Consider the following 26,331-nt stretch of genomic DNA (forward strand, 5'->3'; position numbering starts at 1 on the left):
GCATACTAGACTTATCAATGAAAGCGAGGTAATCTCATGGAACAATTTTTAGATAATATCAAAGACCTTGAAGTCACTACAGTTGCGCGTGCGCAAGAAGCTCTTGATAAAAAAGAAACTGCAACCTTCTTTATTGGTCGCAAAACTTGTCCTTACTGCCGTAAATTTGCAGGTACTTTAGCAGGTGTCGTAGCTGAAACCAAAGCTCACATCTACTTCATCAACAGTGAAGAACCAAGCCAACTCAATGAGTTGCAAGCATTCCGCTCACGCTACGGAATCCCAACTGTACCAGGCTTCGTTCACATTGCAGATGGACAAATCAATGTCCGTTGCGACTCTTCAATGTCAGCACAAGAAATCAAAGAATTTGCAGGATTGTAAAAAAGCCACTCATCGAGTGGTTTTTAAATGGTCAAAATTACCTTTTTTCAATCAAATCTTGTATCATTCGCTGTAGTTCTTCGATTTTCTCAGATTGTTTCTCTATTAATATTCTTTGGCTCGATAATTCGTCTTGTAGTTTATCAAGTTTTATCTGTTCACCTGGATTATCTTTTACAAAAAAGTTCGTCAAGGCACTTGTTAACATTCCTATTGTACTAATCCCTACCAACATTAATAAAACAGCTAGCCATTTCCCAAAAAGGGAAACTGGAACAATATCACCATAACCAACAGTGGTTACTGTCACAAGAGCCCACCAAAGACTATCTGAGAAAGATTTTTCTTCAACTACAGATAAAATTGAACTTCCTACTAGAACAATAAAGATATTAACATACAAGATATAAATCAGGCCATTTGTCCGTAAGAATCTACTAATTTTTCTTTCTAATTTACCTGTAAGTCCAATTATTCTAAGTAAACGAGTCAGTTTCAGTAATTTTGTCAGCCTTGCTAAGCGGAAAATACGCCCTAATCGAAATACTGTAAAAATAGCATTTAAAGGAAGGATAGCTAACAAGTCAAAGATATTTTCAAGTATAAACCTCCATTTTGCTTCACTTGAAAAGAACCGCCAAACATAATCTACCACAAACACAAACCAAAGTAGTAAGTCAATAATACTGTATGGAGGACTGTCTAAATCAATCATCTCAGCAAATCCAAGTAATACCAGAATAACAGAGATTAAAGCAAGTAAAATAATTGTTGTATCATAATAATCTGCAAAAAACCATTTTTTCTTCAAATTTTACTCTCCTCACTTTCTATACTGTTATTACTCAACTTTAATTCAATAAATATCTCTCCGATGACCAACTTCTAAAGTAGCAATGACTAATTCATCATCTACAATTTGTACGATAACTCGATAATTACCAATCCTATAGCGCCATTGACCAACGCGATTACCAACCAAAGCCTTTCCGTGTCGTCTTGGGTCTTCCAAAACATTGGTTTGTAAATAGTTTGTAATTATCTTCTGCGTATAACGATCCAATTTTTTCAATTGCTTGATGAAACGTCTTGTTGGAACTAATTTATACAAATTATTCATCCTCCAAGCCTAAATCATGCATCATTTCTTCCCAAGTAATGGGTTCAACTCCTTTTTCCAAGTCTTCTAAATACTCTTGATAGGCTAAATCTGCCACACGAGCATCGTATTCGTCTTCTAGAGCTTCAAGAGTTTTGGTGCGGATAAGTTCCGACAGGGAAACTCCTTCAAACTTAGCCATTGCTTTCATAAATGTTTTGTCAGCTTCAGAAACTTTTAATGTAATAGTAGTCATCTTTTGCACTCCCTTTTTTAATAGTAACACCATTGTATTACTTTTTAGGTGTTCAGTCAATATAAAAAGAACACCTTCTTAGCGTTCTTTCTATATATCTGTCAATGGTGTTGCGGTATCTGGTGAGGTATCATAAACCTTAAAGTCTACTCCTACACCTAGATCAGCTTGCGCCAGCTGATTGACCATGGTCATATGAGCCAGTTCCTTGATATTGTTTTCCTTAGACAAATGTCCTAGGTAGATTTTCTTAGTACGATTTCCTAGCGTCCGAATCATTGCTTCAGCACCGTCCTCGTTAGAAAGGTGACCGAGATCTGATAGGATTCGTTGTTTGAGTCGCCAAGCGTAAGAACCTGCTCGCAAAATCTCTACATCATGGTTGGACTCGATAAGATAGCCATCTGCATTCTCGACAATTCCTGCCATACGGTCACTAACATAACCTGTATCTGTCAAAAGAACAAAACTCTTGTCATCCTTCATAAAGCGATAGAACTGCGGTGCGACTGCATCATGGCTTACACCAAAACTCTCGATGTCAATATCTCCAAAGGTTTTGGTTTTGCCCATCTCAAAGATATGCTTTTGCGAAGAATCCACCTTGCCAAGATACTTGCTATTTTCCATGGCCTGCCAAGTCTTTTCATTGGCATACAAATCCATACCATACTTGCGAGCCAACACACCGACTCCATGTATATGGTCTGAATGCTCATGCGTAATCAAGATAGCATCCAGGTCTTCAGGTTTGCGATTTATTTCAGCAAGTAGGCTGGTGATTTTCTTACCAGATAAGCCTGCATCCACTAACAATTTCTTTTTTGGGGTTTCCAGATAAAAGGAATTTCCACTGGAACCCGACGCTAAAATACTGTATTTAAAGCCTGTTTCACTCATTCTAGTCTTCTACTTCGTCCTCCCATACTTCTTCCTTCACTGCATCCTTATCATAAGGGAGCACAATGGTAAAGGTTGAACCCTTACCATATATACTCTTGGCCCAAATAAAGCCCTTATGTTGTTTGATAATTTCTTTGGCAATAGACAGTCCTAAACCTGTTCCACCTTGGGCACGACTTCTAGCACGATCCACACGGTAGAAACGGTCAAAGATACGTGGTAAATCCTGCTTAGGAATACCCAAGCCTTGGTCTGAGATGGATAAAATCATCTGATCATCAGTAGTCTTCATGGTCACTGTGATTTTCCCACCATCTGGAGAATATTTAATGGCATTGTTGAGAATATTATCAATCACCTGCGTCATCTTGTCTGTATCAATTTCAATCCAGACAGAGGTAATCGGATAATCTCTAACCAATTCGTATTTCTTCTCTTCGTCTGGTCCCCTCATCTTATCAAAACGGTTAAGGATAAAGGTAATAAAGGCAGTAAAGTTAATCAGTTCCACATCTAGGTGACTAGTTGCATTATCAATTCGAGAAAGATGGAGAAGGTCTGTCACCATCCGCATCATACGGTTGGTTTCGTCTAGAGACACCTTGATAAAGTCTGGTGCAACAGGTTCTGACAAGGCTCCCTCATCCAAGGCTTCAAGATAGGATTTTACACTAGTCAGAGGCGTCCGTAACTCATGACTAACGTTGGAAACAAAGAGTCTTCGTTCGCGTTCTTCCTTCTCCTGCTCCGTCGTATCATGCAAAACAGCTACCAAACCTGAGATAAATCCAGACTCACGACGCACCAAGGCGAAGCGTACACGAAGGCTCAGATACTCACCATTGGCATCCTGAGAATCAATCATGAGTTCAGGAACTTGGGTAATCAAATCACGAAGTTCATACTCATCTTCAATCTGAAGTAATTCTAGAATACTTTTATTGAGAACATCTTCCTTCTGAACACCTAGCTGTTTCTTAGCCATGTCATTAATCATAGTAATCTTACCACGACGATTGGTCGCGAGGACTCCATCTGTCATGTAAGAGAGGATACTGTGCAATCGTTTACTCTCTTGTTCCAGATTTTCTTGGGTCAAACGGATTACTTCTGATAAATCATTGAGATTATTGGTAATATTAGTGATTTCAGAGCTTCCCTGCATATCCAATACCTGAGAATAATCTCCTGCAATCAAGTCTTTAACTTTTTGATTAATTTGCTTCAACCGAATATTATCTCGCCGATTTTCTAGCAAAAGCAAGGTAACAATCAAGATAAAACCCAATAAAATTAAAATGAAGATAAAATCACTAGTAAGAATATTTTTTCTAATCAATTCAATCATTATTTCTCATATAATAACCAACACCACGACGTGTTAGGATATACTCTGGACGACTAGGTGTATCTTCAATCTTCTCACGCAAACGTCTGATAGTTACGTCAACAGTCCGAACATCTCCGAAATAATCATACCCCCAGACCGTTTCAAGCAAGTGTTCACGGGTAATCACTTGACCAATATGAGAAGCCAAGTGGTACAAAAGTTCAAATTCACGGTGGGTCAAGTCTAGTTCTTCACCATATTTTTTAGCCACATAGGCATCTGGTACAATCTCCAAGTCCCCAATTTGCAAAGGTTGGGTTTTCTTTTCATCTGACTCTTGATTATCTACAGAAACCAAGTCCGTACGACGAAGAAGAGCTTTAACACGCGCCTGCAACTCACGATTTGAGAAGGGTTTTGTCACATAGTCATCCGCTCCAAGCTCCAAACCAATAACCTTATCAAATTCGCTGTCTTTAGCTGACAGCATGATAATAGGAACACTACTCGTCTTACGAATAGTCTTTGCAACTTCTAAACCATCAATTTCGGGAAGCATCAAATCCAGAATAATAATATCTGGTTGCTCTGCTTCAAATTGTTCTAGTGCTTCACGACCATTAAAAGCAGTTACAACCTCGTAACCTTCCTTGGTCATATTAAACTTGATAATATCCGAGATTGGTTTTTCATCATCTACAATTAATATTTTTTTCATTTGTTCACCTTTTTCTCTACTATTATACCAAAAAAATAACAAGAAGACACAATAGCTAGTCTTTACTACTGTCTAAGTTGGCTTTTGCATAAGCCTGCCAGATTTTTTGTTGGGGTTTGGCAAGTGGGTAATTCTTAAACTCTTCTGGTGAAAGCCAGCGAACTTCCCTATCTGGAAAGTCATTGTAGTCACTCACCTGACCTGCTACAATTTGAACATGCCACTTACGATGACTAAAGATATGCTTGACAGTCTCAAAATAAATATCAAGCCAATCAACATCTAGGTCATAGTCCTGCTGGAAACTCTCTTCTGGACTGGGACCAAAGTTCACGCTTTCTTCTGCAACCTGATGAAAGAGGTCAAACTGCTCTCCTTGCGAAAAGTTATCAACTTCTATCAAGGGGAAATGCCAAAAACCTGCCAATAGCTTTTCACTTTCATTTTTTTCAAGTAAAAATTGTCCCTGAGTATTTTTGACCACCAAGGCTTTAAGATAAATGGGAACAGGCTTTTTCTTGGGAGCCTTAATTGGATAACGGTCCATTGTGCCATTCTGATATGCCGCACTAAAGTCCTTAACTGGGCTTTCTTCTGGTCTGGGATTTACAGGCGCCTCAATATCAGATCCTAAGTCCATCAAAGCTTGATTAAAGTCACCAGGCCTTTCTGGGTCAATCAAGATTTCCATCATTGCCTGAAAAATTTTACGATTACTTGGAATCCCAATATCGTGATTAACTTCAAATAGACGCGCCAAGACCCGCATGACATTACCATCTACAGCCGGCTCAGGCAAATTAAAAGCAATACTGGATATGGCTCCTGCTGTGTAAGGTCCAATACCTTTCAAGATGGAAATTCCTTCATAGGTGTTTGGGAATTGACCACCAAAGTCTGTCATAATCTGCTGAGCCGCAGCCTGCATATTGCGTACTCGAGAATAATACCCCAAACCTTCCCAAGCCTTCAACAAACGCTCTTCAGGGGCAGTTGCCAAACTTTCCACTGTTGGAAACCAGTCCAAGAATCGTTCATAGTAAGGGATAACCGTATCCACCCTGGTCTGCTGAAGCATAATTTCAGAGACCCAGATATGATAAGGATTCTTACTCCTACGCCATGGTAAATCTCTTTTGTTTTCATCATACCAAGTGAGAAGTTTCTCACGAAAAGAAACAATCTTCTCCTCTGGCCACATGACGATACCGTATTCTTTCAAATCTAACATATTTCTAGTATAACACAGAAGATTCTAACTGTCCTTTTCCTAGTATTAGTACTCTTCGAAAATCAAATTCAAACCACGTCAACGTCGCCTTGCCGTACTCAAGTACAGCCTGCGGCTAGTTTCCTAGTTTGCTCTTTGATTTTCATTGAGTATAAAAAGCCTCTTCCCAAGGGAAAGAGGACTAAATCTTATTGATGAACTGCCTGGGCTGCTGTGATAAGTGTTAACTTGTAAACATCATCAGCATTACATCCACGAGAAAGGTCGTTAACTGGCTTGTTCAAACCTTGCAAAACAGGACCAACAGCCGCAAAACCACCGAGACGTTCGGCCATCTTGTAGCCGATATTTCCTGCCTCGATACCTGGGAAGATGAAGACATTTGCTTGACCAGCTACTGTACTTCCAGGAGCTTTCAAAGCTGCAGTTTCAGGAACAAAGGCTGCATCAAATTGCAACTCACCATCGATTTCAAGGTCAGGGCGCAAGTCGTGAGCAATTTTAGTTGCTTCAACAACCTTATCAACGCTTTCTCCAAATCCTGAACCTTTAGTAGAATAGCTTAGCATAGCAATTTTAGGCTCGATTCCAAACATCTTAGCTGTAATTGCTGAGTTGATTGCAATTTCAGCCAAGGCTTCAGCGTCTGGATTGATATTGATGGCACAGTCCCCAAAGAGGTAACGCTCCGTACCACGAACCATGAGGAAGGCACCTGAAGTACGAGTTACATTTGGACGAGTTTTGATGATTTGAAGAGCTGGACGAACTGTTGAAGCTGTTGAGTGAATCGCTCCTGACACCATTCCATCAACCAAGCCCAAGTAAACCAACATAACACCAAAATAGTTGACATCTTCAACCAAAACCTTGCGTGCATCTTCTTCAGACATTTTGCCCTTGCGACGCTCCACTAAAGCAGCAACCATTTCTTCAAATTTATCGTAGTGTTGAGGGTCGATGACTTCATAACCGTCCTCAATACCTTCGATTTCAAGATAAATTTTAATTTTTTCAGGATTTCCAAGCAAAACAGGAATCACTTCTGTTTCTTTTACCAGGCGTTTAGTCGCTTGAAGAATACGAGGTTCTTCCCCTTCAGGGAGAACGATACGAGCATTTTTACCAACCAGGTTGGCTTTGAGACTTTCAAAAACTTCCATGAGTTTTCTCCTTTAAGAAAATAAATTATACTCCAAATAATTTTTATAGAGTATTAGTTGATAACTGGGTAATAAGGTTACTGAAATCATCCGGCAAGGGGCTTTCTAACTGCAAGTCTTGCTCTAAAAATGGATGATAGAAGGATAGGTAATGGCAATGCAAGGCCTGACGTTGAATGCCGTCGTCCAGACTACCACCATACAAATCATCTCCCAACAAAGGAAAACCAATGTGAGAAAAATGCACTCGGATTTGGTGGGTTCGCCCAGTATGAAGACGAATATCAACTAGGTGAATATTCCCATAAGATGCTACAATCTTGTAGGATGTATGGGCATACTTTCCACCTTTAGCCACTCTTCTGGTGATAATGGAGTCTTCATCACGCGCAATCGGAGCAATAATTTCTCCTTCCGGTTCCAAATGTCCATCTCCCTTAACCAAAGCAAAGTAGCGTTTCTCGATAGATTTCTTCTGCAACTGCTTGTCTAATCGTGCATGGGCATAGCCGTGCTTGGCAAAGAGCATCAAGCCAGAAGTATCTCTATCAAGCCTAGTTACAATGTGAACCTGCTGATTTTCATAGTCTTGCTTGACGTAGTAACCCTTGATAAAATTAGCAATGGTATTGGAGTGATTAACACTAGGAATAGAAGCCACTCCATAGGGTTTATTCAAAACTAGAAAATGGTCATCCTCATAGAGAATATCCAGTGGGCGCTCGATTGCTTCCAGAGTTTCAAAACCTTCCTCAGCGGGAATATCGATAGTAACGCGGTCTCCAACGTCCAATAAATAAGTTGCATTTTGTGGTTGGTCATTGACCAGAATAGCTCCGCCTCGAAACTTAATCTTAGCTAGCAGTCCCTTAGAAACCTCGTGCTTTTTCAAAAAGGTCTTAACCTTGACATGCTCATCTGCGATAAATTCAAACATCATTCATCCACCTCGCCGATGAAAGCATCCTTAACACGGTTCCAGAAACTGGTGTGGCTAGGTGAGGCAACAAAGTGAATCTTATGATGGTCGATTTGATACTCAATTCGCTCAATATTGCGGAAGGAATACACACTATTGTCAACCGAAATGGTATGGTAATCGTTTCTCGTTGGAATGAGTTCAATCTTATCCTTCTTAGGAACAATAATGGACGAACCCAGCGTTCGATAAACACGATTATTAAGGCTGGCAATTTCCGTCAACTGAAGAGCTTCAATGGTAGGATGCAAAACAGCTCCACCGAGAGACTTGTTATAGGCTGTACTACCAGTCGGGGTCGAAACTGTTAGCCCATCTCCACGAAAACGTTCAAAGGGAACACCGTTAATCACAACATCAGCCACCATGGTTCGATCAGACCTTCGGATACTGGCTTCATTTAGTGCTCTAAAAATCTTCACTTCACCATTTTCAAGAAAGACCTTCACATTCAGAACAGGGTAAGAGACTCTAGCTCCGGTATCTAGCTGCAAATTAGTTACTAGCTTATCCAACTCAAAATCACGGTAGTCCGTATAGAAGCCCAAATGTCCAGTATGAACACCTATAAAGCGTACCTTATCAAGTTGATTTTCGTACTTATGAAAGGCTGATAAGAGCATGCCATCCCCACCGATAGAAATGACAATGTCCGGATTGGTATCATTGAGTATGAACTGATTTCTCTTCAAACGATCTCGCAATTCATACAAAACCCTTTGACTCTGTGGTTTTCTATTAGCTATCAGGTCAATTCGTTTACCTGTATTCTTCATCTGTATCGTCACTGTTTCCTACACCGTCATTTAATTTTCTACTTAAAGGATCAAAAAGTGCCTGGGCTTCTTGGATATCATCACGTATTTTACCCATTTCTTCATCCAACTGATGAGCGATTTTGGCCGTGATTTCTAGTCGCTCCTTAATCTCCTCTGGGAAATCCCCTTGGTACTTGTAGTTGAGAGAATGTTCTATCGTTGCCCAGAAATTCATGGCCAAGGTACGTATTTGAATTTCTGCCAAAATAGTCTTAGCCCCATTAATGGTATCAACCGAATATTCAACTACCACATGATAGGAACGATAGCCTGAGGATTTTCGATGAGTAATGTAATCACGCTCCTGTATGATCCGCATATCCTGACGCTTGCGCAGAATCTCCACTACTTCCTTGACGTCATCTACAAACTGGACCATCACACGCAAGCCAGCAATATCCTGCAAATCGTGTTCCAAGGTCGCATAAGTAATGCCACGACGAGCCATTTTTTCCTTGATACTTTCAATCGGCTTGACTCGACCAGTCACAAACTCAATCGGAGAATGCTTATTTTGCTTGCGATATTGCTTACGAATACCACGAAGTTTAATCTTTAACTCACCAACAGCTTGAATGTAAGGATCTAGAAATTCTTCCCATTCTAAGGTCATATATTCTCCCTTGTTCTCATATTATCCTTCAAAAATATCTTTGATTTTTTCTCCAGATTCATATACAATAAATACAATGCTTATTATACCATAAATCCGCTTTCAACGATAAAGAAAAGGTAAGAAAAATGAAACATTTAGAAATTGAATTGAAAACACTCCTGAAAAAAGATGAATATGATCGTCTAAAAGACCAGTTCACAGGTGTCACTCCTGTTCTTCAAAAAAATTACTACATCGACACGCCTGATTTTGAACTGCGAGAAAAGAAGGTTGCTATGCGCATTCGAACTTTTGAAGACTGGGCAGAATTGACACTCAAAGTCCCGCAAAGTGTTGGAAACATGGAGTACAACCAAAAATTGGAACTAAAAGATGCTGAAAACTACCTGTGCAAGAAAGAACTTCCTCAGGGACTGGTGCTGGATGAATTGGCTAAACATGGTATCCAAAGTAAAAAATGGCAGGTTCTTGGTTGTCTAACAACTCTTCGCTATGAAATGCAAACACCAATTGGCCTCATGGCACTGGATGAAAGTCAGTACTTTGATATTACAGATTACGAATTAGAGCTTGAGGTGGAAAATCACGAGCAAGGAAAGCAAGATTTCCAGCAATTTTTAGAGAAAAATCAGATTGCTTACCAAAAAGCTCCTTCAAAATTGGTTCGATTTGTCAAAAGCATGAAAAATAGCTGAAATAATCTCTATTTTTTGGTAAAATAGAAAAGATAAAAATACACAAAACCTAGTTCATATATGTAAAGCAGATATAACTCGGTTTTATAAAGTTTACAGAGGACGGTCTATAATGTCAGATAGAAAAAATATGAAACTTTTCGCGCTCAACTCTAACCAAGAGATTGCACAAAAAATTGCGGATGCTGTCGGTATTCCACTTGGAAAACTGTCATCACGTCAATTTTCTGATGGAGAAATCCAAGTAAATATCGAAGAAAGTGTCCGTGGTTATGATGTTTACATCATCCAGTCTACAAGTTTCCCTGTTAACAACCACCTAATGGAATTGTTGATCATGGTCGACGCTTGTGTACGTGCAAGTGCCCACAGTATCAACGTTGTCCTTCCATATTTTGGCTATGCACGTCAAGACCGTATCGCTTCACCTCGTGAGCCACTTACAGCGAAACTAGTTGCCAATATGCTAGTTAAGGCTGGTGTCGATCGTATCCTTACGCTTGATTTGCATGCCGTTCAGGTTCAAGGCTTCTTTGACATCCCTGTCGATAACCTTTTCACAGTTCCCCTATTTGCAAAACATTATTGCGATAAGGGCCTACTCGGTTCAGATGTTGTCGTGGTTAGCCCTAAAAATTCAGGTGTAAAACGTGCTCGTAGCTTAGCTGAATATCTTGATGCTCCTATCGCCATTATCGATTACCCTCAGGACGATGCAACTCGTAACGAAGGTTATATTATTGGTGATGTTGAAGGTAAGAAAGCCATCTTGATTGACGATATTTTAAATACAGGACGCACCTTCTCTGAAGCTGCTAAAATCGTTGAACGTGAAGGGGCTACAGAAATTTATGCTGTTTCTAGCCACGGTCTCTTCGTTGAGGGAGCTGCTGAACTTCTCGACAATACTAATATTAAAGAAATTCTTGTGACTGATTCAGTAGCAACAAAAGAAAAAACTCCTAAAAACGTATGCTACATCACTGCTAGTGAGTTAATTGGTGATGCTATCGTCCGTATCCACGAAAGAAAACCAGTCAGCCCACTCTTTGCCTACAACAAAAAGAAATAAGGTGATTCTTTGATTTATTTGGACAATGCTGCAACGACTCCCATGTCAGCAGTTGCTATTTCAGCTATGACCAAGGTTATGCAAGAAACTCATGGAAATCCTTCTAGTATTCATGGGCATGGCCGTCAAGCTGGCAAGCTCTTACGCGAAGCCCGTCAGGAACTAGCCCAGTTACTGGGAACAAAACCTCAACATATCTTTTTCACTTCTGGTGGGACTGAAGGCAACAATACTGCTATCATTGGCTACTGCCTTCGTCATCAAGAACAAGGAAAACACATCATCACAACTGCCATTGAGCACCATGCCGTCCTTGAAACCATTGATTACTTGGTTCAACACTTCGGTTTTGAAGCAACCATTATCCAACCAGAAAATCAAGAAATCACAGCCCAACAAATTCAAAAAGCTTTACGTGATGATACAATTTTGGTTTCTACCATGTTTGCCAATAATGAGACAGGAAACCTACTTCCCATCGCTGAAATTGGCCAAATACTCAAGCAACACCCTGCTGCCTATCATGTTGATGCAGTTCAAGCTATTGGTAAAATACCAATTCACCCAGAAGAGTTGGGCATTGATTTTCTCACCGCTTCTGCACATAAATTCCATGGTCCTAAGGGAATCGGTTTTCTCTATGCTTCTAGCATGGACTTTGATTCCTATCTCCATGGTGGAGACCAAGAACAGAAAAAACGTGCAGGTACTGAAAATTTGGCTGCCATCGTAGGCATGGTTGCAGCCCTAAAAGAGGACCTAGAAAAACAAGAAGAACATTTTCAACATGTACAAAATCTAGAAACTGCCTTTCTTGCAGAGCTAGAGGGAGTTCAGTATTACTTGAATAGAGGAGAATATCATCTCCCTTATGTCCTCAATATTGGATTTCCTGGCCAAAAAAATGACCTCTTACTCCTTCGTTTAGATTTGGCTGGAATTTCAATCTCTACTGGCTCAGCCTGCACTGCAGGCATTGTCCAATCCAGCCATGTTCTTGAAGCTATGTACGGAGCAAATTCAGAACGCTTGAAGGAATCCGTTCGTATCAGTTTGTCGCCACAAAATACTGTTGAAGACCTACATACCCTCGCAAAAACCTTAAAAGAAATTATCGGAGGTTAGCCATATGGCATTTGAAAAAACCATTCAGTTAAAAAATTGTCGTTACGACTACACTCTTAGTCCTTCTGTTAAAAAATTCACCCTTAAGGACAACACCTTTTTTGAGACTAAGGTTGGTAACTATGAATTGACTCGCCTTTTGGAAAAAGTTCCGAACAGCGGTGAGGGATTCCAACTCAAAATCATCATTAACAAGGAACTTACAGGTGCTAAAATCAATATCACTGACAAGTTTGGGCTACGCCTAGTTGATATTTTCAAATCAGAAGACCACCACATTCATCAGGAAAAATTCTACTTCCTCATGGATAGCTTGGTAGAACGTGGTGTCTTTACAAAATCGGAAAGATAGAGCCAAAATGTTTGAACTGACCTATAAGGACAGCTATCATGTAGAGCGAACTCTCAAGTATGAGGATTACGAAGCTCTCATGCTGGCTCTGTCAGGATGTGTTACCCTACCAGATACACTTTATGTAACTTCTTTGACCTTTAAAGGACAAGAAGTTTACCAAGGACTGGTCGGAGACCTCTACCGTTTTCTATCACATGCAGATTTTTTACATCAAAACTAAGATTTTTCTTAGTTTTTTCTTATTTTTGTTGATTTTTTCACAATGTTTCTATAAAATAGAAGAATAGAAAGGTTGTGATTTTGTGAAAGATAAACAGTCTGCTATTCCAAAAGCTACAGCGAAAAGACTCTCTCTCTACTATCGAATTTTTAAGAGATTTCATGCAGAAAAGATTGAACGTGCCAACTCTAAGCAAATTGCAGAGGCTATCGGTATTGATTCCGCGACCGTACGTCGTGATTTTTCCTATTTTGGTGAACTAGGTCGTCGTGGTTTTGGCTATGATGTCAAAAAACTGATGACATTTTTTGCCGATTTACTCAATGATAACTCTATTACCAATGTCATGCTGGTAGGTATTGGAAATATGGGCCATGCCCTTCTCCACTACCGCTTCCACGAGCGTAACAAGATGAAGATTATCATGGCCTTTGATCTAGATGACCATCCTGAAGTCGGTACCCAAACTCCTGATGGGATTCCCATTTACGGAATTTCTCAAATCAAGGATAAAATCAAGGATGCTGATGTGAAGACTGCTATCTTGACTGTTCCCAGCGTCAAGTCGCAAGAGGTTGCCAATCTCTTGGTGGATGCTGGCGTGAAAGGAATCCTCAGTTTTTCACCAGTCCATCTGCATTTACCAAAAGACGTGGTCGTTCAATATGTCGATTTGACAAGTGAACTCCAAACTCTCCTCTACTTCATGCGAAAAGAGGATTAGAAAGCGAAAATCATTTTATGAAAAAACCAGTTATTGGGATAACAGGAAACGAAAAAACTCATCCAGATGATGACATCATGATGAGTTACGCAGCAAAAGGCTTTGTTGAAGGCGTTAAAGACGCTGGAGGGATTCCCATCATCCTACCGATTGGTGATCAAGAAATGGCTAGCCACTATATTAGTTTGATTGACAAGCTCATCTTGACAGGTGGGCAAAATGTTGATCCAAAATTCTATGGTGAACCAAAAACCATCGATAGCGATGACTATCACCTTCAAAGGGATATCTTTGAACTGGCCCTCATCAAGGAAGCTATTAACCAGAAAAAGCCTATTTTCTCCGTCTGCCGTGGGACTCAACTCTTTAATGTTGCCATGGGTGGAACTTTGTATCAAGATATCGAAGACCACTGGCAAGATTGTTCTGCCGAGTACACAACTCAACGCTTGATGACAGAACCAAATACTGTTCTTCGAGAAATCTATGGAGAAATTTCCCATATCAACTCCTTCCACCACCAGAGCATCAAAGATTTAGCACCTAACTTAAAGATTGCAGCTCATGATCCTAAGGATGGTATCATTGAAGCTGTCATGAGTACAGATGATGTCGCCTTTCTCGGTGTCCAATGGCACCCAGAATTTCTTTTTGAAAATCGTCCCAAAGATAAAAACCTCTTTGACTATGTCGTCAATGAACTTTAGATTAAATCCGTCTTTTCACGATAACTAAAGTAATTAGAATGAGAGACAATCAAATGGTCCAAGAGGACAATCCCCATCAGGTCACAGGCTTCTTTTACAAGTTTAGTCACATGATCATCATTTCGGCTAGGGGCTACCGCTCCTGAAGGATGATTGTGGACCAAGATAAGAGAGGTTGCCATATGCTTGATAGCATAGTGAAGAATCTCACGTGGTTCAGCAATACTACGAGTAGCTGAGCCGATAAAAATGGTCTGTTGATGAATGATTTGATTTTGAGTATTGAGATAGAGCGCCACCAGGTGCTCTTGTTTTTTATGTCCCAACTCCTGTTGCATCTTCTTGGCCAACTTTTGACTGCTGAGAATACTTTCCATCTCAATAGTTTCATGTTTGTGAATACGATGCCCCAGTTCAATCATAGCTTGTAATTCTATGGCCTTAACACGCCCAATACCAGACAGACTCTGTAATTCCTGCAGGGTCATTTTTTTCAAATCCGTTAGACTTGAAAGGTTGTTCAAAACTTTCTGGGCAATTTCAAAAACACTAGCTTGACGTGTTCCTGTCCTAAGTAAAATAGCTAACAACTCTTGATTACTGAGCGCTTCAACTCCTTCTTTTGCCAGCCTTTCTCTTGGTAATAGTGAATCTTCTTGGAATGAAATACTGTACATAAAAATCCTCCTCACTTTATTATTCGTGAGAAGGATGGAAAATTATATTTTTTTCTCAATTGGGGCTACACTAGCTAAAAGTTTTTTCAAACCTACTTCTGGGAAATTGATTTTTAATTCCTGCCTAGCACCGCTTCCTGAAACTTCCAGAACAGTTCCCTCTCCCCATTTCTTGTGGAGAGCAATGTCACCAATGGACCAATTTGCCTCGCTAGACCCTGATTTTGCTCCAGCTGTAAATTGACCAAATGGGAGACCGCTTGACTGGATAGTTTTTGGTGCCACACCGCGTTTACGGTCTTGAAGGGCCTGGGCAAGACTCATACCTTGACCAAAGGCGAGACCACCACTGCTATAAGATGTCTTAAAGCTTGTATTTACAGGACGAGCCAGACCTTGATACTCAAGTAAGTCTGAGCTGATTTCGTTAATAAAACGAGTCGGACGGTTGTAGTTGGTACGACCAAAAAGCAGGCGCGAATTGGCATTTGTCAGATAGAGAATTTTCTCTGCACGCGTAATTCCTACATAGGCCAGACGGCGTTCTTCTTCTAATTCATCTAGATCCTCAGCCGCGCGGCTAAGCGGAAAGACATTCTCTTCCATCCCAATCAAAAAGACAACTGGAAACTCGAGACCTTTGGCAGCATGCAGGGTCATTAGGGTAACTTCTGATGTCTCCTGACTACCTGAATCTGTATCAGCAATCAAGGCCAGGTCATTTAAGAAACGACTTAGTTTGTCCAAACCAGTTTCTTCTTCTGGTCCATCAGATGTGTCATCAAAGTTTTTCGTCACAGAAAGGAACTCTTCAATATTTTCAACCCTAGCCTTGCTTTCTAAAGTCGCTTGAGCGTTTAGAATATCGACGTAACCTGTTTTTTCTAGGACGGCCTCAACCAACTCTGTAATAGTTAATTGATCTAGCTGCTCTCGTAAATTTAGAATCATATTGGCAAAATCCCAGATAGACTGGGCTGCTTTACCCTTGATACCAGATAACATGATATTGGCTGAAGCATCTAGCATGGACATGTCTTGCATATTCGCAAAGTCACGGATTTTCTCAACCGTTCCTGGCCCAATTCCACGTTTCGGCTCGTTGATAATACGCTCAAAACTGATATTGTCACTCAAATTGGCAATAAGATTGAGGTAAGCGATAATATCTCGGATTTCCTTACGGCTGTAGAACTTGGTTCCGCCAACCATGGTATAAGGAATATTTGACTTGAGCAAGGCTTCCTCAATAGTACGGGACTGCGCATTAGTACGATAGAGAACTGCAAAATCCTTGTGAAGGAAGTTTTGGTTGCGACCCAGTTCATCGATGGTTTTGGCTACAAATACAGCCTCATCTAGCTCATCATTGGCACGATAGTAAACGATTTGTTCCCCATCAGCGTTTTGAGTCCAGAGATTCTTAGGACGGCGGTTTTTATTATTTTTAATAACCTCATTGGCCGCTTGGAGAATGGTTTTAGTTGAACGATAATTCTCCTCCAACAAAACAACCTTGGCTTGGGGATAATCCTTTTCGAAGTCCAAGATATTCTGCATATCAGCACCACGCCAACCGTAGATAGACTGGTCCGCATCTCCAACCACACAGATATTTTTAAAACGGGAAGCCAAGAGTTTGACCAATTGGTACTGAGCGTGGTTGGTATCTTGGTACTCATCAACATGGATGTATTGAAACTTCTGCTGGTAGTAGGTCAAAACATCAGGATTTTGATCAAAGAGACGCAGGGTCAACATAATCAAATCATCAAAGTCAACAGACTCAGACTGACGCAGTTCTTTTTGGTAAGCAGTGTAGCACTGGGACACGATTTGCGTGTACATATCTCCAGCTTGGGCAGCATAGGCAACATCATCAATCAAATCATTCTTAGCATTGGAAATAGTCCCTAAGATGCTCCGTTCATTCCATTTTTTCGGATCCAAGTTCAACTGTTTGAGAATGCGTTTCACGAGCGTTCGCTGTTCACCAGGATCGACAATTGTAAAATTACGATTGTAGCCAATATGGTCCGCATCGCGACGCAAAATACGAACACACATGGAGTGAAAGGTCGCAATCAGACAGTCCTGAGTAGCTGGATTGAGGCTATAAGCACGCTCTTTCATCTCACGCGCAGCCTTATTAGTAAAGGTAATGGCCAAGATATTCCACGGATTGATCAGCTTTTCATCAATCAGATAAGCAATGCGGTGGGTCAAAACTCGGGTCTTTCCAGAACCAGCCCCCGCCATGATCAACAAGGGGCCTTCTGTCGTTTGCACCGCCTCAGCCTGACGGTCATTCATTCCATTTAATAATGCGTTCATCTTCTCTTCCTTACTCTTGAAGTCAATATTTCTATTATATCAGAATTCAGGGAAAATATCTTTACCTAGACTGGTTACGTGTAGAAGGCAACTTCTTATATCTAGATAAAAAATGAGCTTGGATGGTATTTCCAAACTCATTTTTTACTCAATGAAAATCGAAGTGCAAACTAGGAAGCTAGCCGCAGGCTGTACTTGAGTACGGCAAGGTGAAGCTGACGTGGTTTGAATTTGATTTTCGAAGAGTATAAAGTCAATTACAATATACTAGAACAAGCCTAATACTGTTCCATCGCTTTCAACATCCATGTTGAGGGCTGCTGGTCGTTTTGGAAGGCCTGGCATGGTCATGACATCACCAGTTAATGCAACGATGAAGCCTGCACCTAATTTTGGCACCAATTCACGAATGGTAATTTCAAAGTTTTCAGGTGCTCCAAGTGCATTTGGATTGTCTGAAAAGCTATACTGGGTCTTAGCCATACAGATTGGCAATTTGTCCCAACCGTTTTGAACGATTTGGGCGATTTGTGTTTGAGCTTTCTTCTCAAAGTTCACTTTGCTACCACGGTAGATTTCAGTAACAATCTTTTCAATCTTTTCTTGGACAGAAAGGTCATTATCATACAAACGTTTATAGTTAGATGGGTTTTCAGCGATAGTCTTGACAACCGTTTCAGCAAGAGCTACTCCACCTTCTGCACCATCAGCCCAGACACTTGCTAGTTCAACTGGCACATCAATAGAAGCACAGAGTTCTTTCAAGGCTGCAATTTCAGCTTCTGTATCAGATACAAATTCGTTAATCGCAACAACTGCGGGTACTCCAAATTTACGGATATTTTCAACGTGGCGTTTCAAGTTAGCAAAACCTGCATGAACTGCCTCAACATTTTCCTCTGTAAGAGCGTCTTTAGCCACGCCACCATTCATCTTAAGAGCACGAAGGGTTGCAACAATAACTACTGCATCTGGAGATGTTGGCAAGTTTGGTGTCTTAATATCAAGGAATTTCTCAGCACCAAGGTCTGCACCAAAACCAGCTTCAGTAACTGTGTAATCAGCCAAGTGAAGGGCTGTTGTAGTTGCCAAGACAGAGTTACATCCGTGAGCGATATTGGCAAATGGACCACCATGTACAAAGGCAGGTGTACCGTAAATTGTCTGAACCAGGTTCGGTTTAATAGCATCCTTCAAAATCAATGCTAAGGCACCTTCAACCTGCAAATCACCTACAGAAACAGGTGTACGGTCATAGCGATAACCGATAACGATATTAGCGAAACGGCGTTTCAAGTCCTCGATATCCGTTGCCAAGCAAAGAATCGCCATGATTTCGGAAGCGACGGTAATGTCAAAGCCATCCTCACGAGGAATACCATTTAAAGGGCCACCAAGTCCAACGGTCACATGGCGAAGAGCACGATCATTCAAGTCCACTACACGTTTCCAGAGGATACGACGTTGGTCAATTCCCAACTCATTTCCTTGGTGTAAGTGGTTGTCAATCAAGGCAGAAAGCGCATTGTTGGCAGTCGTAATGGCATGCATGTCCCCCGTAAAGTGTAGGTTGATGTCTTCCATTGGCAGAACTTGAGCGTAACCACCTCCTGCAGCACCTCCCTTAATACCCATTACTGGACCAAGAGATGGTTCGCGAATAGCGATCATGGTTTTCTTGCCAATCTTGTTCAAGGCATCCGCAAGACCAATGGTAATAGTTGATTTTCCTTCACCTGCAGGTGTTGGGTTGATGGCAGTCACCAAAATCAATTTCCCAACTGGATTGCTCTCAACTGCACGAATTTTATCAAAGCTGAGCTTAGCCTTGTACTTTCCGTACAACTCCAAATCGTCGTAAGAAATACCAAGTTTCTCTACAACATCAACGATTGGCTTCAACTCAATACTCTGTGCGATTTCAATATCTGTTTTCATTCAAAACTCCTCTAACCTCTTATATGATAATTCATTATAACACAAAACAAGATTTTTAACATCCTTAAACTCTCTAAACGTTCGTAAATATCCTTATTTTTAAGGTTTTTAGAGCCCTTTCTTAAATTTTATATGGCTTTATAGTTTGAAACTATATTCTTTCCTTTTACCAAAATTTTATCACTTTCATTTTACTTACCGTTTATTTTTGTGTACAATAGTGCTATGAAAATTTTAGTTACATCGGGCGGTACCAGTGAAGCTATCGATAGCGTCCGCTCTATCACTAACCATTCTACAGGTCGTTTGGGCAAAATCATCACAGAAACCTTGCTTGCTGCAGGACATGAAGTTTGTTTAATTACTACAAAACGAGCTCTGAGGCCAGAAGCCCATCCCAACCTAAGTATTATAGAAATTAACAATACCAAGGACCTTCTCCTTGAAATGCAAGAACGTGTTAAGGATTATCAGATCTTGATTCACTCAATGGCTGTATCTGACTACACTCCTGTTTATATGACGGGGATGGAGGAAGTTCAGGCTAGCTCCAATCTAGAAGAATTTTTAAGCAAGCAGAATCATCAAGCTAAGATTTCTTCAACTGATGAGGTTCAAGTTTTGTTTCTGAAAAAAACACCCAAAATCATCTCTCTAGTCAAGGAATGGAATCCTGCTATTCATCTGATTGGTTTCAAACTGCTGGTTGATGTTAACGAAGATCATCTGGTTGACATTGCTAGAAAAAGTCTTATCAAGAACCAAGCTGACTTGATTATCGCAAATGACCTGACTCAAATTTCAGCAAACCAGCATCGTGCAATCTTTGTTGAAAAAGATCAGCTTCAAACAGTCCAGACTAAAGAAGAAATTGCAGAACTCCTCCTTGAAAAAATTCAAGCCTATCATTCATAGAAAGGAAAGCTATGGCACATATTCTCTTGGCTGTAACGGGGTCTATCGCCTCTTACAAGTCGGCAGATTTAGTCAGTTCTCTAAAAAAACAAGGCCATCAAGTCACTGTCTTAATGACTCAAGCCGCTACAGAGTTTATCCAACCTTTAACTCTACAGGTCTTATCACAGAATCCTGTCCACTTGGATGTCATGAAGGAACCCTATCCTGATCAGGTCAATCATATCGAACTTGGAAAAAAAGCAGATTTATTTATCGTGGCCCCTGCAACTGCTAACACTATTGCAAAACTAGCCCACGGCTTTGCGGACAACATGGTAACCAGTACAGCTCTAGCCCTGCCAAGTCATATTCCCAAACTCATCGCACCAGCAATGAATACAAAAATGTATGACCATCTGGCAACTCAGGCTAATCTGAAAACATTAGAAACCTACGGCTATCAGCTGATTGCTCCTAAGGAATCCCTACTAGCTTGCGGAGACCACGGACGAGGAGCTTTAACTGACCTCACAATTATTTTAGAAAGAATAGAGGAAACTCTCGATGAAAAAACGCTCTAATATTGCACCTATTGCTATCTTTTTTGCAACCATGCTTGTGATTCATTTTCTGAGCTCACTTGTCTTTAACCTTTTTCCATTTCCAATCAAACCAACCATCGTTCATATTCCTGTCATTATTGCCAGCATTATCTACGGTCCACGAGTTGGGGTTACACTTGGATTTTTGATGGGGCTACTTAGTTTGACGGTTAATACAATTACGATTCTGCCGACAAGCTACCTCTTCTCACCTTTTGTACCAAACGGAAACATCTACTCAGCTATCATAGCTATCGTCCCACGTATTTTGATTGGTTTAACTCCGTATCTAGTCTATAAACTGATGAAAAATAAAACTGGTTTGATTCTAGCTGGTGCCCTTGGTTCACTTACCAACACAGTCTTTGTCCTTGGTGGAATCTTCTTCCTATTTGGAAATGTTTTTGATGGAAATATCAAACTACTTCTGGCAACTGTTATCTCAACAAATTCTATTGCCGAATTAGTCATTTCCGCAGTTCTAACCCTAGCCATTGTTCCAAGACTACAGACTTTGAAAAAATAAAAACATCTCCACTTTCAAGCTTGAAGGTGGAGATTTTGCTCTATACAGTTTCTTTTTAGTGAAATCTTTACTAACTTTTAACTAAAAAACGACCTATAAACTCAAGTAAATCCTTGCTTTATTGTCTTGTTTATTGTACTATACTAGTGTATATACAGAAAAAAGGAGATTCTTATGAACACACGGAAAAAGACACAATTTATGACAATGACTGCTCTTTTAACGGCTATTGCGATTTTGATTCCAATTGTTATGCCTTTTAAGATTGTCATTCCGCCTGCTTCTTACACTTTGGGAAGCCACATCGCTATTTTTATCGCTATGTTCTTGTCGCCCTTGATGGCTGTTTTTGTCATCCTAGCCTCTAGTTTTGGATTTTTGATGGCTGGCTATCCCATGGTTATCGTATTTCGAGCTTTTTCTCATATCTTTTTTGGGACTTTGGGGGCTCTTTACCTACAAAAATTCCCCGATACCCTAGATAAACCAAAATCTTCTTGGATTTTTAACTTTGTTTTAGCACTTATCCATGCCCTTGCTGAAGTATTGGCCTGTGTCCTTTTTTACGCAACTTCCGGTACCAATGTAGAAAATATGTTTTATGTTCTATTTGTGCTAGTTGGATTTGGCACAATTATCCATAGTATGGTAGACTATACATTAGCACTAGCTGTCTATAAAGTGCTTCGAAAACGCCGTTAAAAGGAAGAACTATGACAAAAGATCGCAAACAAGCCCTACTTCAACTCTTGAAAGAAGCCCCTAAAGCCCTCAATGGCCAAAGTTTGGCGGAACATTTTCATGTCACACGTCAGGTCATTGTGCAGGACATTGCAATTTTGAGAGCCGATGGCGCTCCTATCCTATCCACTAATCGTGGCTACGTCTATAAGCAAATTGAAACCAATCCTTATGTTCACAAACTTTTCAAAGTGAAACATGAAGTTGAAGAAATCGGTCAAGAACTCCTTGCTATCGTAGATAATGGTGGACGTGTTCAAAACACCTTGATTGACCATCCCGTTTATGGAGAAATTGAAACCTTGCTGAAACTGTCTTGCCGCAGAGATGTACAACATTTTCTAGAACAAGTCGAGCATTCTGATTTTAGACCTTTATCTGAATTGACAGATGGCATCCATTACCACCTAGTCGAGGCCGAAACACAACAAGACCTCCACTATATCGAGGAGGCCTTGGATCAGCTCGGTTATTTAGTAAAAGACTAGAAAATTTTCTTTTCCCAATCGTCTTCTGTACGGCGAGGGTAGAAAAATTCAGATTTGTCAGGAGCTTCCATCATCTCCATCAAGGGTAACATATCATAGGCCAGATCCAAGTTTGGAATCTGGTCTTTTTGCACCCAAGAAACTTCTCCTTCATCTGAAGAGCGAAGGGTACCAGAGAACTCAGTTGTCTTATAACAAACGACAATATAGCGCCCACCTGTATCCAGTGGCCAATTTTTAATGCCTACCAGTTGCGGATTTTGGATAGTCAACCCTGTTTCTTCATAGATTTCACGAATGACAGACTCTGTGAAAGACTCGCCATTTTCTACATGGCCTCCTGGAAAGGCATAACCAGACCAGCGATTGGTTTCAGGAGAGCGATACTGCATCACCACGCGCTGAGTTTCGAGGTCTTCAATCAGACAAATGTTTGTTAAAATCGTTAATTGGGAACGGGACATAAATTTACTCGCTTTCTAATTTATTAAATTTTAGACTTAGTACCAGTACCATTAGCTTCTACTTTTTAAAATTATTTAGAATAGAATACCATCCGTTTTTCCTTTATAGGCTTTCCAAGTTCAAGTATCTTTTCTTGTCCATCAAAAGTAAAGCCCATTTTTTGATAGAAAGCAATGGCGCGCTTATTATCTTTCAATACCCATAAGAATATTTCAGAAAAATGATCAAGATCAGTCAAAGCTGCTTTCATTAACTTTTGTGCGATACCTTTTCCGTAATAGTCTTTTAAAACATATAAAGCAATAATTTCACCAGCTTGAATAGTCTCATCACGAAAGTTGCCATAACTGATAAAACCAACTACCTTCATGCCATCTATCGCAATCAATGTATTTTCTGGATACTTTTGACTAAAGAATCGACACCTTTCCAATGTCATTGTCTCCTGAAATTCTGCAGGCAAAAGGTCGTCATAAGCCTCTCTCCACGCTTTCCAGTGAACGAGAGATTTACTTTCTATCTCTTCAGGAGTTTCCATTGATTTGATAACAACCGTCATTTATTTTCTTCTCCTTAATCCAACAGTCTGACTTCCTTTGCTACTTTTTGTAGAAATTTTTCTCTTGTTGAACTTGTATTCACTTCACGTCCTAACTCTCCTAAGATTGAAACCCTCTTTGTTTTGATACCGCAATGATTCAGGACAGCATTCTTTAATACTGATATTCCATAACTGTCTGGAATATTAATCGGACCAGAAAATACTTTGTACCACCAAGTTGGTGCCATAGAGGTTGCATAGATACTAGCTGTTTTTCCTTTTAGTAATTTTTTGAACTGTTTACCTCTCAAGTAATTCAAAATAAAGCTTCCTCGATTATTTGCAGAGTATGCAATGCCTGGCGTAAAAACACGATCAATCCACCCCTTCAATAGACTAGGCATACCACTCCACCAAATAGGATAAACAAAAATGAAATGATCTGCCCACTGGATTAATTCTTGAGAGCGTAGAATAAACGGATCGTCCTCCATCCTTTGTCGATAACCATAACGTAAAACAGGATCAAACTCTTCTGCATTAAGATTAATCATTTCAAGTTCATGTCTATTTGAGTCTATGTTTTCTACAATCGTTTGAAAAATTGCTTGGCAGTAACTTTCTTTATCAGGATGTCCATTGATAACTAAAATATTCATAAAATTCCCCTAATCTAACGCCTTGACTTCCAACATCATATCACGAATCTGAGCTGCTAGTTCAAAGTCAAGCACTTCGACGGCTTCTTGCATTTGTTTTTCTAGTTTCTTGACAAGTTCCTTACGTTCTTGTTTGTTGAGGCTATTGATATCGACTTCCTTGTCCTCTTCCTTAGCAACTGCCTTGGTCACAGCAATCAGATCACGGATTTCTTTCTTGATTGTCTGAGGCACAATACCGTGTTCTTCATTATAGGCCATCTGGATTTTACGACGACGAGCAGTTTCATCGATGGCACGTTGCATAGACTGAGTCACAGTGTCCGCATACATAATGACATGCCCTTCGCTATTACGGGCAGCACGTCCAATGGTCTGGATGAGTCCACGCTCGTTACGGAGGAAGCCTTCCTTGTCAGCATCGAGAATGGCAACCAAGCTTACCTCAGGAACGTCAATCCCTTCACGGAGGAGGTTGATTCCGACCAAGACGTCAAAGACGCCCAAGCGCAGGTCACGGATAATCTCTGTCCGTTCCAAGGTCTTGATATCCGAGTGCATGTACTTGACCTTGATGCCCATTTCCTTGAAGTAGTCGGTCAAGTCTTCTGCCATCTTCTTGGTCAAAGTTGTGATAAAGGTTCGTTCGTTCTTTTCTACACGGGCATTGATTTCACCTAAGAGGTCATCAATCTGTCCCATAGTCGGACGAACTTCCACCTCAGGGTCCAAAAGACCGGTCGGACGAATGATTTGCTCAATCACTGTCTCGGTCTGTTCATTTTCATAGTCACCAGGTGTCGCTGAAACGTAAACAATCTGATGCACATGGCTTTCAAACTCTTCACGACGGAGAGGTCGATTGTCCAAAGCTGATGGCAAACGGAAACCATAATTAACCAGCATCTCCTTACGCGAACGGTCCCCATTGTACATGCCCTTGATTTGCCCCATTGTCATGTGGCTCTCATCAATCATAATTAAGAAATCATCTGGGAAAAAGTCGAGAAGGGTATAAGGAGGCTCACCTTCGCTACGCCCATCCATGTGACGTGAATAGTTCTCAACCCCGTTGGTATAGCCCATCTCACGCAGCATCTCAATATCATACTCTGTTCGCTGTTTCAATCGCTGGGCTTCTAGCAATTTACCTTCCTTTTCAAAGATAGCTAGTTGCTCTTCTAATTCGGTCTGAATTTTAGCAATAGCAACTTCCATATGGTCGTCATTGGTCACAAAGTGAGTGGCTGGGAAAATAGCCAAATGATCCACTTCTCCCAACACCTGACCTGTCAGAGCCTCAACCTCACGAATACGGTCAATTTCGTCTCCAAAAAATTCTACTCGAAAAGCGTGTTCATCACGGGAAACTGGGAAAATCTCTACCACATCCCCACGCACACGAAATCTTCCCCGTTGGAAATCAATATCATTTCGCTCAAACTGAATATCGACCAAGTCATTTAAGAGTTTATCACGAGAAATTTCAAGACCTGGACGGAGACTAACGACACTATCAGCGTATTCCTTGGGCGAACCCAAACCATAGATACAAGAGACTGAGGCCACGACAATAACATCATTACGCTCCAAAAGGGCTGAAGTAGCAGAGTGGCGGAGTTTGTCAATCTCGTCATTGACAGAGCTATCCTTTTCAATATAGGTATCACTAGAAGGTACATAAGCCTCAGGCTGGTAATAGTCATAGTAAGATACAAAGTACTCAACAGCATTTTCAGGGAAAAATTCCTTAAACTCCCCATAGAGCTGGCCTGCTAGAGTTTTATTGTGGGCAATAACCAGAGTTGGTTTATTGACTTTGGAAATGACCTGACTCATGGTATAGGTCTTCCCTGTACCAGTCGCCCCCATCAGAATCTGAGCTTTTTCTCCACCCTCGATATTATCTACCAACTGCTCGATAGCTTGGGGTTGATCTCCTGATGGTTGATATTTTGATACTAGTTTAAATTGATTATCTGTAATGCGATTGATCATAAGAATCCTCTTTCCATGTGCTATTCCTATTTTAGCATACTTATAGCATTTTCACGAAGAAAAGGACGGA

The 26,331-nt window shown here is 40.6% G+C and carries 31 protein-coding genes; 13 read left to right on the forward strand and 18 right to left on the reverse strand.

Annotated elements, in window-relative coordinates; genetic code table 11:
* Positions 1-36: 36 nt before the first annotated feature.
* A complete protein-coding gene (locus KUA57_RS00465) occupies positions 37-384 on the forward strand; it encodes a thioredoxin (protein ID WP_023944304.1) in 348 nt (115 codons plus the stop codon).
* Between the two features lie 37 nt (positions 385-421).
* Here the strand turns inward: KUA57_RS00465 and KUA57_RS00470 are convergent, their stop codons facing one another.
* From KUA57_RS00470 to yjbM, 11 genes are all read right to left on the reverse strand, one after another.
* Complete coding sequence (locus tag KUA57_RS00470) at positions 422-1,195, reverse strand: potassium channel family protein (RefSeq protein ID WP_033685149.1); 774 nt, start codon at positions 1,193-1,195, stop codon at positions 422-424.
* 45 nt (positions 1,196-1,240) lie between these two features.
* Entirely contained in the window at positions 1,241-1,495 is a 255-nt protein-coding gene (locus KUA57_RS00475; RefSeq protein WP_004239453.1) for a type II toxin-antitoxin system RelE family toxin, read from the reverse strand.
* Position 1,496: 1 nt separating this feature from the next.
* Positions 1,497-1,739, reverse strand: a complete 243-nt coding sequence (gene relB, locus KUA57_RS00480) for a type II toxin-antitoxin system RelB family antitoxin (RefSeq protein WP_000208079.1) — start codon at positions 1,737-1,739, stop codon at positions 1,497-1,499.
* 90 nt (positions 1,740-1,829) lie between these two features.
* On the reverse strand, positions 1,830-2,639 hold the full coding sequence (locus tag KUA57_RS00485; RefSeq protein WP_000004961.1) for an MBL fold metallo-hydrolase: 810 nt from the start codon (positions 2,637-2,639) through the stop codon (positions 1,830-1,832).
* Position 2,640: 1 nt separating this feature from the next.
* On the reverse strand, positions 2,641-3,990 hold the full coding sequence (vicK, locus tag KUA57_RS00490) for a cell wall metabolism sensor histidine kinase VicK (protein ID WP_218493456.1): 1,350 nt from the start codon (positions 3,988-3,990) through the stop codon (positions 2,641-2,643).
* Entirely contained in the window at positions 3,983-4,690 is a 708-nt protein-coding gene (gene yycF / locus KUA57_RS00495; RefSeq protein ID WP_000722072.1) for a response regulator YycF, read from the reverse strand. The genes vicK and yycF overlap by 8 nt, the downstream gene beginning before the upstream one ends.
* A 55-nt stretch (positions 4,691-4,745) precedes the next feature.
* Positions 4,746-5,921: an A/G-specific adenine glycosylase gene (gene mutY / locus KUA57_RS00500; RefSeq protein WP_218493457.1), complete on the reverse strand. Its 1,176-nt coding sequence runs from the start codon at positions 5,919-5,921 to the stop codon at positions 4,746-4,748.
* Positions 5,922-6,109: 188 nt separating this feature from the next.
* A complete protein-coding gene (gene pta, locus KUA57_RS00505) occupies positions 6,110-7,084 on the reverse strand; it encodes a phosphate acetyltransferase (protein WP_000451571.1) in 975 nt (324 codons plus the stop codon).
* 43 nt (positions 7,085-7,127) lie between these two features.
* The gene (locus tag KUA57_RS00510; RefSeq protein ID WP_218493458.1) at positions 7,128-8,024 is read right to left on the reverse strand and encodes an RluA family pseudouridine synthase; all 897 of its coding nucleotides are present in this window, start codon (positions 8,022-8,024) and stop codon (positions 7,128-7,130) included.
* Complete coding sequence (locus KUA57_RS00515) at positions 8,021-8,839, reverse strand: NAD kinase (protein ID WP_218493459.1); 819 nt, start codon at positions 8,837-8,839, stop codon at positions 8,021-8,023. Before KUA57_RS00515 ends, KUA57_RS00510 begins: the two co-directional genes overlap by 4 nt.
* The gene (gene yjbM, locus KUA57_RS00520) at positions 8,823-9,494 is read right to left on the reverse strand and encodes a GTP diphosphokinase (RefSeq protein ID WP_218493460.1); all 672 of its coding nucleotides are present in this window, start codon (positions 9,492-9,494) and stop codon (positions 8,823-8,825) included. Before yjbM ends, KUA57_RS00515 begins: the two co-directional genes overlap by 17 nt.
* Before the next feature lie 128 nt (positions 9,495-9,622).
* Here yjbM and KUA57_RS00525 point away from each other — a divergent pair, with 128 nt between their 5' ends.
* The 7 genes from KUA57_RS00525 to KUA57_RS00555 all read left to right on the forward strand — a co-directional run bounded on the left by KUA57_RS00525 (position 9,623) and on the right by KUA57_RS00555 (position 14,395).
* Entirely contained in the window at positions 9,623-10,192 is a 570-nt protein-coding gene (locus KUA57_RS00525) for a CYTH domain-containing protein (protein ID WP_218493461.1), read from the forward strand.
* 112 nt (positions 10,193-10,304) lie between these two features.
* Complete coding sequence (locus tag KUA57_RS00530; RefSeq protein WP_173876226.1) at positions 10,305-11,264, forward strand: ribose-phosphate diphosphokinase; 960 nt, start codon at positions 10,305-10,307, stop codon at positions 11,262-11,264.
* Positions 11,265-11,273: 9 nt separating this feature from the next.
* Positions 11,274-12,389, forward strand: coding sequence for a cysteine desulfurase family protein (locus KUA57_RS00535; RefSeq protein ID WP_218493462.1), 1,116 nt, complete (start codon positions 11,274-11,276; stop codon positions 12,387-12,389).
* Between the two features lie 4 nt (positions 12,390-12,393).
* The gene (locus KUA57_RS00540; protein WP_000863540.1) at positions 12,394-12,741 is read left to right on the forward strand and encodes a DUF1831 domain-containing protein; all 348 of its coding nucleotides are present in this window, start codon (positions 12,394-12,396) and stop codon (positions 12,739-12,741) included.
* A gap of 7 nt (positions 12,742-12,748) precedes the next feature.
* Positions 12,749-12,964, forward strand: coding sequence for a DUF4649 family protein (locus tag KUA57_RS00545; RefSeq protein ID WP_000462491.1), 216 nt, complete (start codon positions 12,749-12,751; stop codon positions 12,962-12,964).
* Between the two features lie 82 nt (positions 12,965-13,046).
* Positions 13,047-13,688 carry a redox-sensing transcriptional repressor Rex gene (locus tag KUA57_RS00550; RefSeq protein ID WP_000653417.1) on the forward strand — a complete coding sequence of 214 codons (642 nt, stop codon included), beginning with the start codon at positions 13,047-13,049 and terminating at the stop codon, positions 13,686-13,688.
* 17 nt (positions 13,689-13,705) lie between these two features.
* Positions 13,706-14,395 carry a gamma-glutamyl-gamma-aminobutyrate hydrolase family protein gene (locus tag KUA57_RS00555; RefSeq protein ID WP_218493463.1) on the forward strand — a complete coding sequence of 230 codons (690 nt, stop codon included), beginning with the start codon at positions 13,706-13,708 and terminating at the stop codon, positions 14,393-14,395.
* Here KUA57_RS00555 and radC read toward each other — a convergent pair.
* The 3 genes from radC to KUA57_RS00570 form a co-directional block, all read right to left on the reverse strand.
* Positions 14,392-15,072 (reverse strand): RadC family protein, encoded by a 681-nt coding sequence (gene radC, locus KUA57_RS00560; RefSeq protein WP_218493464.1) that lies wholly within the window; start codon positions 15,070-15,072, stop codon positions 14,392-14,394. The two genes, KUA57_RS00555 and radC, sit on opposite strands and share 4 nt — an antisense overlap.
* Positions 15,073-15,114: 42 nt before the next feature.
* On the reverse strand, positions 15,115-17,406 hold the full coding sequence (pcrA, locus tag KUA57_RS00565) for a DNA helicase PcrA (RefSeq protein WP_218493465.1): 2,292 nt from the start codon (positions 17,404-17,406) through the stop codon (positions 15,115-15,117).
* Between the two features lie 267 nt (positions 17,407-17,673).
* Complete coding sequence (locus KUA57_RS00570) at positions 17,674-19,344, reverse strand: formate--tetrahydrofolate ligase (protein ID WP_218493466.1); 1,671 nt, start codon at positions 19,342-19,344, stop codon at positions 17,674-17,676.
* Between the two features lie 225 nt (positions 19,345-19,569).
* Here KUA57_RS00570 and coaB point away from each other — a divergent pair, with 225 nt between their 5' ends.
* From coaB to KUA57_RS00595, 5 genes are all read left to right on the forward strand, one after another.
* A complete protein-coding gene (gene coaB / locus KUA57_RS00575) occupies positions 19,570-20,259 on the forward strand; it encodes a phosphopantothenate--cysteine ligase (RefSeq protein ID WP_218493467.1) in 690 nt (229 codons plus the stop codon).
* 11 nt (positions 20,260-20,270) lie between these two features.
* Positions 20,271-20,822, forward strand: coding sequence for a phosphopantothenoylcysteine decarboxylase (gene coaC, locus KUA57_RS00580; RefSeq protein ID WP_218493468.1), 552 nt, complete (start codon positions 20,271-20,273; stop codon positions 20,820-20,822).
* On the forward strand, positions 20,806-21,369 hold the full coding sequence (locus KUA57_RS00585; RefSeq protein ID WP_049509370.1) for an ECF transporter S component: 564 nt from the start codon (positions 20,806-20,808) through the stop codon (positions 21,367-21,369). Before coaC ends, KUA57_RS00585 begins: the two co-directional genes overlap by 17 nt.
* 174 nt (positions 21,370-21,543) lie before the next feature.
* Positions 21,544-22,071, forward strand: a complete 528-nt coding sequence (locus KUA57_RS00590) for an ECF transporter S component (protein ID WP_218493469.1) — start codon at positions 21,544-21,546, stop codon at positions 22,069-22,071.
* Between the two features lie 11 nt (positions 22,072-22,082).
* A complete protein-coding gene (locus KUA57_RS00595) occupies positions 22,083-22,598 on the forward strand; it encodes a transcription repressor NadR (RefSeq protein ID WP_049509367.1) in 516 nt (171 codons plus the stop codon).
* Here the strand turns inward: KUA57_RS00595 and KUA57_RS00600 are convergent.
* The 4 genes from KUA57_RS00600 to uvrB form a co-directional block, all read right to left on the reverse strand.
* Positions 22,595-23,062, reverse strand: a complete 468-nt coding sequence (locus tag KUA57_RS00600; RefSeq protein WP_218493470.1) for an 8-oxo-dGTP diphosphatase — start codon at positions 23,060-23,062, stop codon at positions 22,595-22,597. The two genes, KUA57_RS00595 and KUA57_RS00600, sit on opposite strands and share 4 nt — an antisense overlap.
* A 71-nt stretch (positions 23,063-23,133) precedes the next feature.
* Complete coding sequence (locus tag KUA57_RS00605; RefSeq protein WP_070843031.1) at positions 23,134-23,622, reverse strand: GNAT family N-acetyltransferase; 489 nt, start codon at positions 23,620-23,622, stop codon at positions 23,134-23,136.
* Positions 23,623-23,636: 14 nt separating this feature from the next.
* Positions 23,637-24,263 carry an NAD(P)H-dependent oxidoreductase gene (locus KUA57_RS00610; RefSeq protein ID WP_070843030.1) on the reverse strand — a complete coding sequence of 209 codons (627 nt, stop codon included), beginning with the start codon at positions 24,261-24,263 and terminating at the stop codon, positions 23,637-23,639.
* A 9-nt stretch (positions 24,264-24,272) separates the two neighbouring features.
* A complete protein-coding gene (gene uvrB / locus KUA57_RS00615) occupies positions 24,273-26,261 on the reverse strand; it encodes an excinuclease ABC subunit UvrB (RefSeq protein WP_218493471.1) in 1,989 nt (662 codons plus the stop codon).
* Positions 26,262-26,331 lie beyond the last annotated feature (70 nt).

Source organism: Streptococcus vulneris (assembly GCF_019218685.1).
In the GTDB taxonomy this organism is placed as follows: domain Bacteria; phylum Bacillota; class Bacilli; order Lactobacillales; family Streptococcaceae; genus Streptococcus; species Streptococcus vulneris.

Excerpts from the sequence above, each read along its gene's own strand:
- KUA57_RS00465 (WP_023944304.1), top strand. The coding sequence starts at position 37 with ATGGAACAATTTTTAGATAATATCAAAGACCTTGAAGTCACTACAGTT.
- relB (WP_000208079.1), bottom strand. The coding sequence starts at position 1,739 with ATGACTACTATTACATTAAAAGTTTCTGAAGCTGACAAAACATTTATG.
- KUA57_RS00485 (WP_000004961.1), bottom strand. The coding sequence starts at position 2,639 with ATGAGTGAAACAGGCTTTAAATACAGTATTTTAGCGTCGGGTTCCAGT.
- vicK (WP_218493456.1), bottom strand. The coding sequence starts at position 3,990 with ATGATTGAATTGATTAGAAAAAATATTCTTACTAGTGATTTTATCTTC.
- yycF (WP_000722072.1), bottom strand. The coding sequence starts at position 4,690 with ATGAAAAAAATATTAATTGTAGATGATGAAAAACCAATCTCGGATATT.
- mutY (WP_218493457.1), bottom strand. The coding sequence starts at position 5,921 with ATGTTAGATTTGAAAGAATACGGTATCGTCATGTGGCCAGAGGAGAAG.
- pta (WP_000451571.1), bottom strand. The coding sequence starts at position 7,084 with ATGGAAGTTTTTGAAAGTCTCAAAGCCAACCTGGTTGGTAAAAATGCT.
- KUA57_RS00510 (WP_218493458.1), bottom strand. The coding sequence starts at position 8,024 with ATGATGTTTGAATTTATCGCAGATGAGCATGTCAAGGTTAAGACCTTT.
- KUA57_RS00515 (WP_218493459.1), bottom strand. The coding sequence starts at position 8,839 with ATGAAGAATACAGGTAAACGAATTGACCTGATAGCTAATAGAAAACCA.
- yjbM (WP_218493460.1), bottom strand. The coding sequence starts at position 9,494 with ATGACCTTAGAATGGGAAGAATTTCTAGATCCTTACATTCAAGCTGTT.
- KUA57_RS00525 (WP_218493461.1), top strand. The coding sequence starts at position 9,623 with ATGAAACATTTAGAAATTGAATTGAAAACACTCCTGAAAAAAGATGAA.
- KUA57_RS00530 (WP_173876226.1), top strand. The coding sequence starts at position 10,305 with ATGTCAGATAGAAAAAATATGAAACTTTTCGCGCTCAACTCTAACCAA.
- KUA57_RS00540 (WP_000863540.1), top strand. The coding sequence starts at position 12,394 with ATGGCATTTGAAAAAACCATTCAGTTAAAAAATTGTCGTTACGACTAC.
- KUA57_RS00545 (WP_000462491.1), top strand. The coding sequence starts at position 12,749 with ATGTTTGAACTGACCTATAAGGACAGCTATCATGTAGAGCGAACTCTC.
- KUA57_RS00555 (WP_218493463.1), top strand. The coding sequence starts at position 13,706 with ATGAAAAAACCAGTTATTGGGATAACAGGAAACGAAAAAACTCATCCA.
- radC (WP_218493464.1), bottom strand. The coding sequence starts at position 15,072 with ATGTACAGTATTTCATTCCAAGAAGATTCACTATTACCAAGAGAAAGG.
- pcrA (WP_218493465.1), bottom strand. The coding sequence starts at position 17,406 with ATGAACGCATTATTAAATGGAATGAATGACCGTCAGGCTGAGGCGGTG.
- KUA57_RS00570 (WP_218493466.1), bottom strand. The coding sequence starts at position 19,344 with ATGAAAACAGATATTGAAATCGCACAGAGTATTGAGTTGAAGCCAATC.
- coaB (WP_218493467.1), top strand. The coding sequence starts at position 19,570 with ATGAAAATTTTAGTTACATCGGGCGGTACCAGTGAAGCTATCGATAGC.
- coaC (WP_218493468.1), top strand. The coding sequence starts at position 20,271 with ATGGCACATATTCTCTTGGCTGTAACGGGGTCTATCGCCTCTTACAAG.
- KUA57_RS00585 (WP_049509370.1), top strand. The coding sequence starts at position 20,806 with ATGAAAAAACGCTCTAATATTGCACCTATTGCTATCTTTTTTGCAACC.
- KUA57_RS00590 (WP_218493469.1), top strand. The coding sequence starts at position 21,544 with ATGAACACACGGAAAAAGACACAATTTATGACAATGACTGCTCTTTTA.
- KUA57_RS00595 (WP_049509367.1), top strand. The coding sequence starts at position 22,083 with ATGACAAAAGATCGCAAACAAGCCCTACTTCAACTCTTGAAAGAAGCC.
- KUA57_RS00600 (WP_218493470.1), bottom strand. The coding sequence starts at position 23,062 with ATGTCCCGTTCCCAATTAACGATTTTAACAAACATTTGTCTGATTGAA.
- KUA57_RS00605 (WP_070843031.1), bottom strand. The coding sequence starts at position 23,622 with ATGACGGTTGTTATCAAATCAATGGAAACTCCTGAAGAGATAGAAAGT.
- KUA57_RS00610 (WP_070843030.1), bottom strand. The coding sequence starts at position 24,263 with ATGAATATTTTAGTTATCAATGGACATCCTGATAAAGAAAGTTACTGC.
- uvrB (WP_218493471.1), bottom strand. The coding sequence starts at position 26,261 with ATGATCAATCGCATTACAGATAATCAATTTAAACTAGTATCAAAATAT.